Consider the following 12,951-nt stretch of genomic DNA (forward strand, 5'->3'; position numbering starts at 1 on the left):
CGGCGGCCGGTGCAGTCGCCGCCGCTGCCGGCGCGGCGGCCGGCGTGGTCGCGGCCGCGGCCGGCGCGGCGGCGGCCGGCAGCTTGTTGGGCGGGCGCACCGGCAAGGCGGGCAGCGGCGCGACGCCATCCGGCTTCACGAAGGTCAGGGTCGTCACGTAGCCGATGGCGTCGTAGTGCTCGGGCCCGTCGGCGCCCGGACGCTCGCCCGGCGTGCGGTCGATGTGCATGGCCCGCAGCACGTATTGCGTCTTCCATGGCAGGTTGAGATGGGCCTTGCCCTGCGCATCGGTGTAGGCGGTCTGTTCCCAGCCCGACTCCACCATGGCGACGAGCTTCGTCTTGGGCAGCGGCTGGCCCTTGAGCGCCACCAGGAACTCGCCCGGCTTGCCGGTCGGGACGATGTCGATGGCCAGCTTGGGCGCCACCGCGACGGCCGGGTCGGGCACATAGCGGGCATTCATCTGGAACCAGGTCTGGAGCGCTTCGCCGCCATGCGTGAACTTGCGCAGCGTGCTCATGGGGCTGTCCACCACCAGGCCGTCCTTGGCGCCGATCTTTTGCGACAGCCGGAAGCCATCGGCGGCCTTGGTCACGGGCAACGGCGTCTCGCCCTTGGCGGTGATCAAGGTCGCCGACACCTTGTTGAAACTGTCCAGGTAGCCCGGCGAGGCCTCGCGCAGGTTCTCGGCGAATTCGCCGAAACGGACGACGGCGGGCTTGCCCGCCGGCTGCTCGATCCAGATCTGGTGGGCCTGCGCGGTGGCGGTCAGGGACAGCGCCGCGATCGCGAGGGATAGGGTTTTTTTCATTGCGTGCTCCGGAAAATGAAACGCGGGAGTGAACAGCCGGCGCGCCTGGCGCGCGGCTCCGCCGTGTTCCGTTCCGGATGGGTGAAAGACCACGCCGCATTGATCGACGGCGCTCGCTCGGTCCGAGCATTGAATCCTGGCATTCGAAGACAACCCAAAGTCACAGATATGAATCAATCGCGATTATGTGGAACGACCTGGCCATGTCAAGAATGCAACGGCGCCGCCGCGCGCCCCCGCAAACGCTTGCCGCGCACCGTTTTTCCCCGTGCATGACGGCTTCCGCGCACCCGCCGGCCGCGCGCGAAACGGCCGCGGGCAGCGCATCAAAATCGGACTTTTCTTTGGCTGTCCGCGTCCCCACGCCATCGGGACGCAGTCAGGACCCGCGAAGGCGGGCCTCAAAGGTCGAGCTGGTCCAGCAAGTCCTTGAACAGGTCGTGCCCGGGCATCTCTTCCAACGCAATGCCCGCGTCCTCGAACCACGATTGCCCGGCTTCAGGATGCGGGCCGCTCAGGACCACCAGGCCGCGCTCTAACGAATAGCGGGCCGCGGCCAGATCGCCGTTCGCGTAGCTGGCGATGGCGTGAAAGCGCACATCGCCAGGTTGTGGCCGCAGATAGGGGCCGTCCTGGAAGAAGACGCTGTCGTCCTTGCCCGCCCAGCGGACGGCGACGGCCGCGTCCTCGATCGTCTTGATCGGGAAGCCGGGGCGTCCGACCTCCGAATCCAGGTCCTGCGCGATCAGGCCCAGGTTGGAAGCGTCGGCAAGATAGGCGCCCATGCACAGCCCGAGATAACGTCCGCCGCGCGCGACGAATCGGCGGATCGCGTCCACCCGCGCCTCGCCCAGGCTGTTCAGCGCGGCGGGGATGTCCTGCCCGCCGCCCGGCTGCACGTACACGTCGTAGCGCGCCAGGCTGGCGTCGGAGATGTCGATCGGCTCATCGGGGCCGACGAAGTCGACCTGATAGCGCGCGTCCGTCTTCTCGATGGCGCGCCGGGCCGCCGTCGCGCAGTGGTCGCACGAGGCCGGCCCGCGATACACGGCGACGCGCACGGGCTTGTCGGCCGCGCCGGCAAGCGCCGCGGCGGGCGCGGCCAGTGACAGCGCCAAGGCCAGGAGCAGGAAACGCAGAAACGCCATATCGGACCGCCAAAAAAAACAAAGTATAGGCAAGTCCGGTGACGCGCCGCGTCAGTCCAGTCCCGTCTTGCCGGGCGCCCAGTAGGCCTTGGCCATGATGCGTCCCGAGGCCACGCCCAGCGCCTTCAACGCCCGCCGCTGGCGCTGGATGGTCGAGGCCCGGCCCGTCAGGATGAAGGTCGCGCCCGCCGCCGCCAGCGCCGGCAGGCGCCGCTCGATCTCGTCGAGATGCGCGTCGCCGGCCTGGCGGCCGAACAGCTCGACGTCCTCCCGCCCGAGCCGCGCCAGCGCGTCACGAACGGCGGCCAGCGCGTGGACCTCGAGCAGGCAATGCATTCCATCGCCGGCGCCATGGCCAAGGGCGCAGGCGACACCCACCGAGGTCTCGTCGCCCAGCAACACGCGGCCGCCCTCGATGCGGCCAAGGTTGAGCGATGCGCGCGGACCGAGCACATCGCATTCCTCTCCCGGCTCGGCGCGTTCCGCCCAGGCGCTGCCCGGGCCGGCGCCATGCGAATACGTCACGATGCGGGTGCGCCCCCGCGCCGCGTCCCAGTCGATCGGCGTATAGGTCCGGGCGACGAAGGCCGATCCCATCGCGATCTGCACTTTCTGCCCCGGCACCCAGCGCGCCTCGCGGAACGCCGGGCTTTGCAGCGTCAGCAGGCGCAAGCCGCCCGCCAGGGTTTCGGCCGCCATGATGCGCGTCGGCTTCATGAACAGCCGGGTGAAGGCGCGGCTCATCCGGCCCTGCGGGGGATTCGTCATCTCCATGCGCTCTCCGTTCATCGCGTCACGATCGTGAATTCGTTGCCGCGGCCCTCGGTGACCGGCAGCGGTTGCGACAGATAACCGTTGGCCGGATCGCGCACGTAATCGAGGTAGTCGTTGCCCTGCTCCCAGGCGTTCTCCGCCAAGATCGGCGTGCCGCCGCGCAAGTGCGGCTCGAGCAGCTTGAGCACTGGCAGGTAGAGGCTGAAGGCGCCGTCCAGCAGCACCAGGTCGATCTCGCCATCCACGTGCGCCAGCGTCTCGCGGGCATCGCCGACGCGGATGTCGACCAGGTCCGCCAGGCCGGCGGCCTCCAGGTTGGCGCGGGCCCGCGCCGCCTTTTCCGGCTCCAGCTCGGTGCCGATCACCTGCCCGCCGCCCATGTCGCGCAAGGCCGCGGCCAGGTAGATCGTGGAGATCCCCATCGAGGTGCCGAACTCGACGATGCGCGTGGCCCGCCGCGCCCGCGCGCACTGATACAGGAACCGGCCATACGCCGGGGCGACGTTGAGGAAGTTGTTGGCGTAGCCGCGATACACGCCGCGCAGATCGCGCCGTTCCTCGGCCACCATGTCGGCGATGATGTCGGCATGGGCCTGCTCGGACAGCGCGGCCATGCCGCCTTCGAACTGGTCCATCAGGCCCTTGTCGGCGATCTCCGCCTCGGCCAACAGGCGTTGCAGGGTTTGGGCGACGCGCCCGCTGCTCAGTGAATCCATGATTGCTTCCTTTGGCAATGAACGGTGGCAAATCGCGCCGCCGTGCCGCCATGGTAGGAAGCCCGGGATCTGGCAGCATTGGTAAACTACGCCAATAAATTCCAAATTCCTGCCAATCCGCGCAACCGCCGCCATGCCCGTCCTGACCAACCTCGCCGACGCCCCGGAGTGGATCGATCCCGACCTGGTGCCGCGCCCCGTCGTGACCATGGGCACCACTGGCATCGACGTGGCCAGCCTCGACCTGCACGGACTGGATCGCCTCGAAAAGGATTTCCACCGCCATCGCAAGGCGCAACTGATGCTGCTGCTGCGCGGCGTGCTCACCTGCGAGCTCGAAGGCGCCCTGTGGCTGGTCCCTCCGCAGAGCGCGCTGTGGGTGCCGGGCGACGTGCTGCACAAGATCACCGCCGCCGGCACCATCGAGGTCTACGTCGCCTTCGTCGATCCCGCGGTCGCGGCCGACCTGCCCGCCACCTGCTGCGCGGTGTCGACCACGGCGCTGCTGCGCGAACTGGTGATCCGCTCCGCGCAGCTGCCGTTGCTGTACCCGGAAGACGGCCCCGCCATGCACCTGGTCTGGCTGCTGCTGCACGAACTGGCGTCGGCGCCGCTTGGCACCCTGCACCTGCCCATGCCGTCCGATCCCCGCCTGCGCAAGATCGCGCAGGCCATCATGGACCATCCCGCCGACCGCGGCACCATGCAGAGCTGGGCGCGGCGCGTGGGCCTGAGCGAACGCACCCTGGCGCGGCTGCTCACGCAGCAGACCGGCATGAGCTTCGGCCGCTGGCGCCAGCAACTGCACCTGATGCTGGCGGTGAAGTGGCTCGGCACCGGCGCCTCGGTGCAACAGGTGGCCGATGAACTGGGCTATGAAAGCGCCGGCGGCTTCGTCACCATGTTCCGCAAGGCGCTGGGGACGTCGCCGGGGCGCTACATGATGGAACGGCAGGCAGCCGGCTGAGTCCGAATCCGCGCGGCCTTCCTTGGCCGCACGGCCTCATCCTTGCCGAAAGGCGTTCCCCCGTCCCTCACAGCGCCCGAAGAAAGCCGATCAAGGCCGCGTTGACCGCGTCCGGCGCCTCTTGCGGCAACCAGTGCCCCGCGCCGGCGATCACCTGCGAGCCGCGCAGATCGGGCACGATGGCCGGCATGGCCTCGATGATCTGGCGCATGCCGGGCATGGCCAGTCCCGTGTCGTATTCGCCCGCCAGATACAGCGCCGGCACCTCGACGCGCAGGCCGGCGAAGGCGGCCTGGTCCCGCCAATTGCGATCCAGGTTGCGGTAGTAGTTCAAGCCGCCACGAAAACCCGATACGCCGAAGGCGCGCGCGAATTGCGCCAGGTCCGCGGCGGCCAGCCACGCCGGCAACACGGCCGGATCGGGCAGCGCGTCCAGCAGCCCGCCCGCGCGCGGCACCATGCCGAAGGGATTGGGCGTCGCGGCCTCGCGCGGGCCCAAAGCGCCCGAGGCGCCGTAATAGATCTTGCGCAGCGTCAGCGCGATATCCCGCTCGAATTCCTGCTCGGCCAAACCCGGCTCGCAGAAGTAATGCGTGTAGAACCACGCCTGTTCGTTCTGCGGGAACAGCCGGCTCGGCGCCATCGGCGCGCGTCCCATCATCGGCACGCCGAGCGCCGCCACGGCCCGGAACCGGTCCGGCCGCAGCTGCGCCGCCTGCCAGGCGATCGACGCGCCCCAGTCGTTGCCGACCAGCACCGCCTGGCGCTGGCCCAGCGCGTCCGCCAGCCCGACCAGATCGCCGATCACGTCGAGCGCCGAATAATGCGCGATGTCCGGCGGACAGTCGCTGTCGCCGTAGCCGCGCAGATCCGGCGCGACCACGTGAAACCCCGCCTGTCCCAGCGCATCGAGCTGATGACGCCAGGCATGCGAAGTCTCGGGAAAGCCGTGGCAGAGGATGACCAACGGCCCCTCGCCCTGTTCCCTCACGTGGAGGCGGATACCGTTGGTCTCGATGAAGCGTTGGCGGGCTGCGGGCATGTCGGCTCTCGATAAAGACGTGAAATGGCACAAATGTTCGCCAAAATAGTAACATTAAAAGTTGCACATTTCCACGGCCCCGAATCCATGCAACGAGACACCCGCCTCGCCCGCCTGCTGCACGTCCTGATCCACATGCACCTGCGCGGCGGCACGACCACGTCGCAGACCATCGCGCTGATGCTGCACACCAATCCCGTGGTCGTGCGCCGCACCATGGGCGCGCTGCGCGACGCGGGCTTCGTCACCTCCACCGGCGGCCCGGGCGGCGGGTGGGCGCTGGCCCGCGACCTGGACACCCTGACGGTGCGGGACGTGTGCGAAGCCATCGCGCACACGTCCCTGTTCGCCGTCGGCCCGGCGCAGGACAATGACGCCTGCCCGGTAGAGGCCGCGGTGAACCGGCGCATCAACGCCGCGCTGGCGGCGGCGGAGGCGGCGCTGATGACGGCGTTCGGGGAGGTCCCGCTGTCGGAGATCGCGGACGAAGTCGCGCAGGCTGCTCAGGCAAAGTCCGTTCCCACCCCCGCCCGCTGACGCCACGCATCGAAATCCCCCCGCACCGTCTCCAGCTTCTGTTCGGCCAGGTCATTGGCGATCTTGCCCACGAACAGATGCAGCGGCGGCGCGTCCAGGGCCGCGACCTCCTGGATCAGCAGGGCCAGCTTCTCGGGATCGCCGTCCTGGCGGCCGTTCATGCCTTCGCGGTGCAGGTCCAGCGAGGCCTGGGCCGCGGTGTAGTCGGCGATCTTGCGGCGCGCGATGACCAGGCTGTTGTCGTTCAGGAAATCCGTGCGCACCGGCCCCGGGTACACCACGGTGGCCTTGATGCCGAATTCGGCGGTCTCCGCCGCCAGGGTCTCGGTCAGCCCGGCCAGCGCGAACTTGGTCGCCACGTAGCAGCCCCAGCCCGCGTAGCCGCCGGTGAAACCGGCGATCGAGGCGACGTTGAAGACATGGCCGCTGCCCTGCTTGCGCAGGTGCGGCAGCACATGGCGCAGCACATGCAACGGCGCGAACACGTTGACATCGAAATTGCGGCGCACCTCGTCGTCGTCCAGCGCCTCCATCGGGCCCTGCTGGCCGTAGCCGGCATTGTTGACCACGTAGTCGATGCGGCCGAAGGCGGCGATGGTCTTGTCGATGGCGGCCTGGACGCTGGCCTCGGACACCAGGTCCACTTCCAGCGCCAAGAGGCGCGGATGATCGTCGCCCAGCGCCTGGTGCAGGCTGGCCAGCGTGCGCGAGGTGGCGGCCACGTGGTCGCCGCGCGCCAGCAACTGGCGGGCCAGCGACAGCCCGATGCCGCGCGCCGCGCCGGTGATGAACCAGGTCTTGTTGGTTTGGATCGTTTGCATTTCCTGATCTCCTGAGGGGTTGGATTGCAGGATCAAATGCTAGGCGCGGCGGCCCCGGCCGGATAGGCACAGGGCTATGGGATGATTGCCCATTCCTCTTTCCCGCTCTTTATTTATCGCCGATTCGGTGCAAAATGATGCCCAAGACTCTTACCCGAGGTATTCCACCATGACGGCTCCGCTGCCCGCCCGAGACACGATGTCCGCCCTGCTCGGCCAGCTCGCGCCGCACCAGGGCTACACCCGCTCGCAGCTCGACGGCGTGCGCTTCATGCGCGCCGACCATCCGCTGGGACGCACCCCGGTGCTCTACGAACCCTGCATCGTCATCGTCTGCCAGGGCAGCAAGCGCGGCTACCTGGGCGACAAGGTCTACCGCTACGACGCCCGCCATTACCTGGTGCTGTCGGTGCCGCTGCCGTTTTCCACCGAAACCGACGCCTCGCCCGAGGAACCCCTGCTGGCCATACAGATCCGCCTCGACCCGACCACGATCGCCGACCTGGTGCTCTCGCTGGACGGCCGCGACGGCCCGGCGCCGCCGGCGCCGGAAGGCATCACCTCCACGCCGCTGGACGACACGCTGGCGGACACCACGCTGCGGCTGCTGCGGGCGCTGGCCTCGCCCGTCGAGGCCCGCATCATCGGCCCGGGCATCGTGCGGGAATTGTGCTTTCGCGTGCTGATCGGCGAACAGGGCGGCGCGATCCGCGCGGCGCTGGCCAGCCAGGGCAATTTCGGCCGCATCTCGCGGGTGCTGCAACGCATCCACGACGACTATGCGCAGCCCATGGAGGTCGCCACCCTGGCGCGCGAAGCGGGCCTGAGCGCCCCCGCCTTCCACGCCCACTTCAAGACCGTGGCGGGCACCTCGCCGATCCAGTACATCAAGTCCATCCGGCTGCACCAGGCCCGCCTGCTGATGATCCGCGACAACCTCACCGCCGCCGCGGCCGCCGGGCGCGTCGGCTATGAAAGCGCGTCGCAGTTCAACCGCGAGTTCAAGCGCCTGTTCGGACGCAGCCCCGGCGAGGAAGCGCGCGAGATGAAGACCGTGTTTTCGCTATTGCCGGCCGCGCGGCTGGAGGGGCTGGCGGCCACGCATTGACGCCGTCAATAGTCCCGAACCGCATCGAACCAACGCAACGCCTGCGCCTCCGTCACGCCCAGCTCGACCACCCGCGCGAGCTGGCTGAATTGCCACACGGCCTCGCCGATGTCTTCGCGCTCGGCGGTCTCGATGCCCTTCATGTCGTTGAAATGGCCGGCGAACGCCTGGATGGCCGACTGCGCCGCATCGGCTTCGCGGGCCCCTTGCAAGGCATCGAGGGCGATGTCATAAGCCGCGTTGGCCGACTTCGCCATGCGGCCGCTCCACCCCGAAAACGGCCGCCCATATTCGCTTTGCCACCACTCCGGCTTGCGCAGCTTGCTGACCGAGGTGTAGTCCGCCCACGCGCGGACCTTTTCCCGCGCCTTCAGTTGCGCCTTCAGCCGCTTGCCCGCGCCGTCCTCGACGTTGAAGCCGATGAAGCGCTCCAGCAACGGCCAGTGGTCCAGCGGCGGCAGGCCCGCCAGGTCCGGCGCAAAGCGGATCTCCAGGCTCTTCAGGCGCGGCAGGCGGGCCAGCGCGTCCCAGTCGGCAAAGCCGCCCCACAGCGACAGCTGTTCCAACGCGGCAAAGCGCTCGATCCCCTGCAACGATATCGGCTGCGCCAACGGCTCGCCGTACAGCGCCAGCGTCGTCACCGTCCGCAGCATGCCCAGGTCGGGCAGCACATAGGGCGCCTGGCTGGCGCGCCGGCCCAACGCGGGATGCAGCGACAGCATGTCCGGCGCCGCCCCCGTGACGGCGATCCGGGAAAGATCGCCCAGCAGGCCCAGGCGCATGCCGCCGGGCACCTTGATGTCCAGATGCCCCACCACCGCATCGAGCCGGATCTGCAGCGTCTGGATATCGGCCGCGCGGGCGTCGATGCGGCGCGTATCGGCAAACGCCGGCGCCCAGGTGAACTGTTCGATGCGGCGTCGTTCGGACCAGCCCAGAAAGCCGCTGTCATTGCCGTGATAGTAGAGGTGGCGCGGCCACGGCGACCCGGCCGGCGTGGCGAACGGATCGAACGCCGGCCAATAAATCGCGTCATCAGGCGCCACGCGCAGATCCGCCTTCCGGTCCATGCCGGCAGGCCCGAGGATCACGTCCCCGCGACCGGCCTCCCTGACCAGCACGTGGCTGTCCGGCCCGCTCAGGCCCAGCCGGAAACGGCCATCGCGGCTCACCGAGCCCGTGGGTTCGCCGGACACATCGATTGGTTCGGACACGCCTCACTCCCTGTCGTCATCAAGATTCATCGCGCCTGCCGGGCAAGCGCGCGGTCACAACGTCATGGCGGGCTGGTCTTCGATCCGGAAGGACAGCTCCCGTTGCCCCAGCGCGCCAGCGTCCACGTATTCGAATTCCACGCGCTGCCCCGGCAGCGCGGCGGGCCCGAGATGGTCGACCCGATACATCACGCCGCCCACGCGGTAATTGTGGGCCAGCGATGCCGTGAGCGAGTTCGGCGTGCGCAGGCGATACGTCACGGCCTCTTCCACCACCCCGCGCACGCCCTGCTTGTGACGCGCGCGCTTCAGGCGCGGACTGCGCATGCCCAGCACCAGCCCCATCAGCGCCAGGACCGCCGCCAGCAGGATCACCGGCGGCACGAACAGGCTGACCGCCAGCGGCGCCAGCGCCGCCAGCAGGAAGAACTTGCGCACGCCCCGCTCTTCGCGTCTCACGCTCTCGCGATCGGCGTCGCTGATCTCCTCGAGCGACGTCCAGGCCTGCCCGCTCATCGGGTAATCCACCCGCAGCAACAAGCCCGGCGCATCCGGCAACAACGGCAGCACGTGCAGCCGCACCGGCAGATCCGTCAACGCCACGGCGTCGGCCGGCCGGGCGCCGCTGCGGGTATCGCTGGTGACCTCGTTCCAGAACGGCAGCGCCACATCCACGCGCTGGTCGCCGAACACATAAGTGATGCCCGGCCGCTCGCCCGGCCCGAAACCGGTCAGGCGGCCCGACACGATCTGCTTGGGCGCGCGCCCCTTGAGCGCGCGCGCGACGCTGCGCCAGGCGCGCGGCACCCGCAGCAGACGCCGCCCGAAGAACGCCATGCCCACGCCGGCGCCGACGACCACCAGCAGCAGCATCACGCCATCGGCGCCGCGCAGCGAGCGCCATTCGGACACGGCCAGCACGGCGACCAGCAGCGTCATGCTGACCAGCAGCAGAAAGATGAACAGGCAGGCTATCAGCGCCAAGGTCTTGCCGCGGCTGCATCGGCGCAGCAGCGCGATGTCGTCGCCAGTCAGCGGGGCCGCTTCGATCCGCAGGGTCTCGCCCATGCTCAATACGTCGCGAACGGCACTTCCACCTGCAACGCCGCGCCGCCCGCGGCCGGGCGCAGGCTGTAGGTGGTCAGGCCGCCATCGTCATCGGCCAGCGAGGCGTCCTGGCGCGTCACGGTGTAGCGCTGGCCGCCAATCTCCAGCGCATCCCGCGCCACCGCGCGCGTATCGGCCGGGACCAGCAAGCCGCCCCGCGCATCCGCGCCGCCGCCGAATTCGTGCCCGGCCAGCGCTCCTTCGACGCGCAGCAGCTGCACGCGCGGCCGGTACGGCGCCGCGTCGAGGTTCCAACCGTTGGTCAGGTCGGTGATCCACGGGCCGGGAATGTCGTAGGCGCTTTCCAGCTCGGCCTCGGTGACCGCTTCGCCCTGCACCACCAGGCAGCACACCACCTTGCCGGCCTTGGCGTCGAAGGCCGCCCACTTGCTCGCCACCGGCGCCGCGGCGGGCAGCATCGAGAAATGGAATTGCTTATCGAGCTGGGAATCGGAGACCTTGCGCCAGGCGCCGACCTGCGGCTGCTGTGCGTGGACAACCGTGGCCCCCAACAGGGTCATGGCGAAAACACTTGCTTTGAACAATGAGAGTTTCATCTGGCCGGATATGAATCTGAGTAGGCGGGGCATCGGCACGCCATGCAATGTTGCAATAGTCTAAGGCAATTGCGTCAAGCCTTTCTCTGCCGTCTTCCTGCATGGCCTTTGACAAATGAACTTATATGCCCGTAATATTCCCGCACGTTCCAAACGACCTGATCCATGAGCCAACACGACCTGCCTCCCGGCGTGTGCAACAGCACCGCCATTCGCAAGGCCGCCCGTCATCTGGGCCGGTTTTATGACCTTTGCCTGGCCCAGGCCGACCTGCGCAACACCCAATACGCGATCCTGAATCTGCTCGCCACGCGCGGGGCGCTCACGATTGCCGAATTGGCCGCACATCTGGTCACCGATCGCGCAACGATGGGGCATAACCTGCGCCCGCTCGAGCGCGACGGCCTCATCCGCATCGCGGTAGGCAAGCAGGACCGGAGAGAAAGGGAAATCACCTTGACCGACGCGGGCGCGAAGATGGAAGCCGTCGGCAGAAAGGCCTGGCAACGCGCCCAGCAACAGTTCGAAGCCGTATTCGGCAAGGACGACGCGCTGGCGATGCGTCGCATCATGCACCGCATCACCACCCTGGACCTTTCGCTCCCAGGTTAACCCCCAATCTTGAGACAGCTCCGTCGCATTGCGTGACGCGCCCACGTTCCGTTGATGCCATCAAATATGGGCATATAAGGCTAAATCATGTTGACAGATTTTCTCGCTATACGCCGGGCCGCCTCGCAGATCCGCACGATGCAAGCGACATTCAGAACGCTGCTGATCGGCGGCATGGCCTGCGCCATGCCGATCGCCGCCGGCGCCAGCCCGGTCGCGACGGCATTCACGCAAGCCGACCGGCAACAGGTGCAAGCGGTCTTTGAACAGCAGGCCCGAGCGGCGACGGCTCATGACCTCGGCGCCTTCAGCGCGGTGTTCGCCACGCCCGGCGTCGTGGGCGACCCAGTGACGTTCGTCGCCCGGCCGTATCAGTTCTGGGGCAAGTCCGAACTGATAGAACACTTCCGCGAGACCTTCAAGGGCATCTGGAAATTCGAGCCCGACCTGGCGAAGCTGCGCATCATTCCCTTGACGCCGGATGTGGCCCAGCTCTACGCCCCGACCCAGATCACCTTGGGACACACCGCCGCCGACGCGCACACAGCCGCCTACCTGGTCTACGAAGTGGCGGTGCGCACACCGGCGGGATGGCGCATTGGCTCGATCGTTCCCATTTCAGCGCAGTAGCCATCCGGGCAAGGAGATTCATCATGAAAGCGGCGGTGTATTACGAAAACGGCTCCCCCGACGTGTTCCGCTATGAAACCGTTGACGAACCGGTCTGCGGGCCCAATGACGTGCTGATCGGCATCGAGGCGATATCTGTGGAAGGCGGCGACCTCATCAATCGAGAAATCCGCCCGTTGGCGCGGATTCCCCACATCGTGGGATATCAGTGCGCCGGCACCATCCAGGCCGTGGGAGCGCAGGTGCGCGACCGAAAACCCGGCGACCGCGTCGTCGCGGTACTGTCCTGGGGATCGCATGCGCAACGCGTGGCCGCGCCAGCGTCCGACACCTGGCTGATCCCCGCGACGCTGGATACGCCAACCGCCGCCGCGGTCCCCGTCGCCTGGGGAACCGCGCATGAATGCCTCTTTGCGGCAGGCGGCCTGGCTGCCGGTGAAACCGTATTGATTCATGCGGGCGCCGGCGCGCTCGGATTGGCCGCCATCCAACTGGCGCATCACGCTGGCGCGACGGTGTATGCCACGGCATCGGACGATGCGCGGCTGGCGCGGCTGAACACCTTTGGCATGACGGCAGGCATCAACTATTCCACCAGCGACTTTGTCGAGCAGATATCCGCTCTCACAGCGGGACGAGGAGTGGATCTCATCGTCGACAGCATCGCCGGCAGTACCTTGGCGCGCGGTGTCCAGGCGCTGGCCCATAAAGGCAGGCTGGTGACAGTGGGCGTGTCCGGGCGCGACCAGGAAAAATTCGATCCGGTGAGCCTGTGGCGCGGCAACCAGAGCCTGCACGGCGTCTTCTTCCCGACGTTGCTGGACCAGGAGCACGCACGCGTACACGCCAGCGTCCAGGCATTGCTGCAACGCGTGGCCGCGGGAGAACTGCACGTGGTGATCGACAA

15 protein-coding genes are annotated in these 12,951 nt (G+C 68.1%); 6 read left to right on the forward strand and 9 right to left on the reverse strand.

Going from position 1 to position 12,951, the window contains the following annotated elements:
- From AOZ53_RS04210 to AOZ53_RS04225, 4 genes are all read right to left on the reverse strand, one after another.
- On the reverse strand, window positions 1–811 hold an 811-nt coding region (locus AOZ53_RS04210; protein ID WP_231690551.1), incomplete at its 3' end, for a hypothetical protein.
- 401 nt (window positions 812–1,212) lie between these two features.
- Window positions 1,213–1,929, reverse strand: coding sequence for a BPL-N domain-containing protein (locus AOZ53_RS04215; RefSeq protein WP_231690552.1), 717 nt, complete (start codon window positions 1,927–1,929; stop codon window positions 1,213–1,215).
- 81 nt (window positions 1,930–2,010) lie between these two features.
- Window positions 2,011–2,727 (reverse strand): siderophore-interacting protein, encoded by a 717-nt coding sequence (locus tag AOZ53_RS04220; RefSeq protein ID WP_197286440.1) that lies wholly within the window; start codon window positions 2,725–2,727, stop codon window positions 2,011–2,013.
- A 17-nt stretch (window positions 2,728–2,744) separates the two neighbouring features.
- A complete protein-coding gene (locus AOZ53_RS04225) occupies window positions 2,745–3,449 on the reverse strand; it encodes an O-methyltransferase (RefSeq protein WP_054479737.1) in 705 nt (234 codons plus the stop codon).
- Window positions 3,450–3,582: 133 nt separating this feature from the next.
- Between AOZ53_RS04225 and AOZ53_RS04230 the strand changes: the two genes are divergently transcribed.
- Entirely contained in the window at window positions 3,583–4,416 is an 834-nt protein-coding gene (locus AOZ53_RS04230) for an AraC family transcriptional regulator (protein WP_054486936.1), read from the forward strand.
- 67 nt (window positions 4,417–4,483) lie between these two features.
- Here AOZ53_RS04230 and AOZ53_RS04235 read toward each other — a convergent pair whose 3' ends face one another.
- Window positions 4,484–5,458 carry an alpha/beta fold hydrolase gene (locus tag AOZ53_RS04235; RefSeq protein WP_054486938.1) on the reverse strand — a complete coding sequence of 325 codons (975 nt, stop codon included), beginning with the start codon at window positions 5,456–5,458 and terminating at the stop codon, window positions 4,484–4,486.
- Window positions 5,459–5,545: 87 nt separating this feature from the next.
- Between AOZ53_RS04235 and AOZ53_RS04240 the strand changes: the two genes are divergently transcribed.
- Window positions 5,546–5,995, forward strand: coding sequence for an RrF2 family transcriptional regulator (locus AOZ53_RS04240; RefSeq protein ID WP_054486940.1), 450 nt, complete (start codon window positions 5,546–5,548; stop codon window positions 5,993–5,995).
- On the opposite strand, the gene AOZ53_RS04245 is transcribed toward AOZ53_RS04240, so the two are convergent.
- Window positions 5,962–6,816: an SDR family oxidoreductase gene (locus AOZ53_RS04245; RefSeq protein WP_054434450.1), complete on the reverse strand. Its 855-nt coding sequence runs from the start codon at window positions 6,814–6,816 to the stop codon at window positions 5,962–5,964. The genes AOZ53_RS04240 and AOZ53_RS04245 overlap by 34 nt on opposite strands.
- A 199-nt stretch (window positions 6,817–7,015) precedes the next feature.
- On the opposite strand from AOZ53_RS04245, the gene AOZ53_RS04250 reads away from it, so the two are divergent.
- The gene (locus AOZ53_RS04250) at window positions 7,016–7,924 is read left to right on the forward strand and encodes an AraC family transcriptional regulator (protein ID WP_231690553.1); all 909 of its coding nucleotides are present in this window, start codon (window positions 7,016–7,018) and stop codon (window positions 7,922–7,924) included.
- Window positions 7,925–7,929: 5 nt separating this feature from the next.
- Here the strand turns inward: AOZ53_RS04250 and AOZ53_RS04255 are convergent, their stop codons facing one another.
- Genes AOZ53_RS04255 through AOZ53_RS04265 form a run of 3 tightly spaced genes read right to left on the reverse strand, consistent with a single transcriptional unit; the run spans window position 7,930 to window position 10,766 of the window.
- Complete coding sequence (locus AOZ53_RS04255; RefSeq protein WP_054486945.1) at window positions 7,930–9,138, reverse strand: hypothetical protein; 1,209 nt, start codon at window positions 9,136–9,138, stop codon at window positions 7,930–7,932.
- 54 nt (window positions 9,139–9,192) lie between these two features.
- Window positions 9,193–10,206, reverse strand: a complete 1,014-nt coding sequence (locus tag AOZ53_RS04260) for a hypothetical protein (RefSeq protein WP_054479750.1) — start codon at window positions 10,204–10,206, stop codon at window positions 9,193–9,195.
- A 2-nt stretch (window positions 10,207–10,208) separates the two neighbouring features.
- Complete coding sequence (locus AOZ53_RS04265; RefSeq protein ID WP_231689992.1) at window positions 10,209–10,766, reverse strand: hypothetical protein; 558 nt, start codon at window positions 10,764–10,766, stop codon at window positions 10,209–10,211.
- A 201-nt stretch (window positions 10,767–10,967) separates the two neighbouring features.
- On the opposite strand from AOZ53_RS04265, the gene AOZ53_RS04270 reads away from it, so the two are divergent.
- The 3 genes from AOZ53_RS04270 to AOZ53_RS34615 form a co-directional block, all read left to right on the forward strand.
- Window positions 10,968–11,414, forward strand: a complete 447-nt coding sequence (locus tag AOZ53_RS04270; RefSeq protein WP_054434459.1) for a MarR family winged helix-turn-helix transcriptional regulator — start codon at window positions 10,968–10,970, stop codon at window positions 11,412–11,414.
- Between the two features lie 87 nt (window positions 11,415–11,501).
- Window positions 11,502–12,044, forward strand: coding sequence for a YybH family protein (locus AOZ53_RS04275; protein ID WP_231690554.1), 543 nt, complete (start codon window positions 11,502–11,504; stop codon window positions 12,042–12,044).
- Between the two features lie 23 nt (window positions 12,045–12,067).
- On the forward strand, window positions 12,068–12,951 hold an 884-nt coding region (locus AOZ53_RS34615), incomplete at its 3' end, for a quinone oxidoreductase family protein (protein ID WP_054486946.1).

Origin of the sequence: Achromobacter sp. 2789STDY5608621 (assembly GCF_001299375.1) — a bacterium.
Lineage (GTDB): Bacteria > Pseudomonadota > Gammaproteobacteria > Burkholderiales > Burkholderiaceae_B > Achromobacter > Achromobacter insuavis.

What these genes read in the sequence shown, in the direction of transcription:
- AOZ53_RS04220 (WP_197286440.1), bottom strand. Translation starts at nt 2,727, where the DNA reads ATGACGAATCCCCCGCAGGGCCGGATGAGCCGCGCCTTCACCCGGCTG.
- AOZ53_RS04225 (WP_054479737.1), bottom strand. Translation starts at nt 3,449, where the DNA reads ATGGATTCACTGAGCAGCGGGCGCGTCGCCCAAACCCTGCAACGCCTG.
- AOZ53_RS04230 (WP_054486936.1), top strand. Translation starts at nt 3,583, where the DNA reads ATGCCCGTCCTGACCAACCTCGCCGACGCCCCGGAGTGGATCGATCCC.
- AOZ53_RS04235 (WP_054486938.1), bottom strand. Translation starts at nt 5,458, where the DNA reads ATGCCCGCAGCCCGCCAACGCTTCATCGAGACCAACGGTATCCGCCTC.
- AOZ53_RS04240 (WP_054486940.1), top strand. Translation starts at nt 5,546, where the DNA reads ATGCAACGAGACACCCGCCTCGCCCGCCTGCTGCACGTCCTGATCCAC.
- AOZ53_RS04245 (WP_054434450.1), bottom strand. Translation starts at nt 6,816, where the DNA reads ATGCAAACGATCCAAACCAACAAGACCTGGTTCATCACCGGCGCGGCG.
- AOZ53_RS04250 (WP_231690553.1), top strand. Translation starts at nt 7,016, where the DNA reads ATGTCCGCCCTGCTCGGCCAGCTCGCGCCGCACCAGGGCTACACCCGC.
- AOZ53_RS04260 (WP_054479750.1), bottom strand. Translation starts at nt 10,206, where the DNA reads ATGGGCGAGACCCTGCGGATCGAAGCGGCCCCGCTGACTGGCGACGAC.
- AOZ53_RS04265 (WP_231689992.1), bottom strand. Translation starts at nt 10,766, where the DNA reads ATGACCCTGTTGGGGGCCACGGTTGTCCACGCACAGCAGCCGCAGGTC.
- AOZ53_RS04270 (WP_054434459.1), top strand. Translation starts at nt 10,968, where the DNA reads ATGAGCCAACACGACCTGCCTCCCGGCGTGTGCAACAGCACCGCCATT.
- AOZ53_RS04275 (WP_231690554.1), top strand. Translation starts at nt 11,502, where the DNA reads ATGTTGACAGATTTTCTCGCTATACGCCGGGCCGCCTCGCAGATCCGC.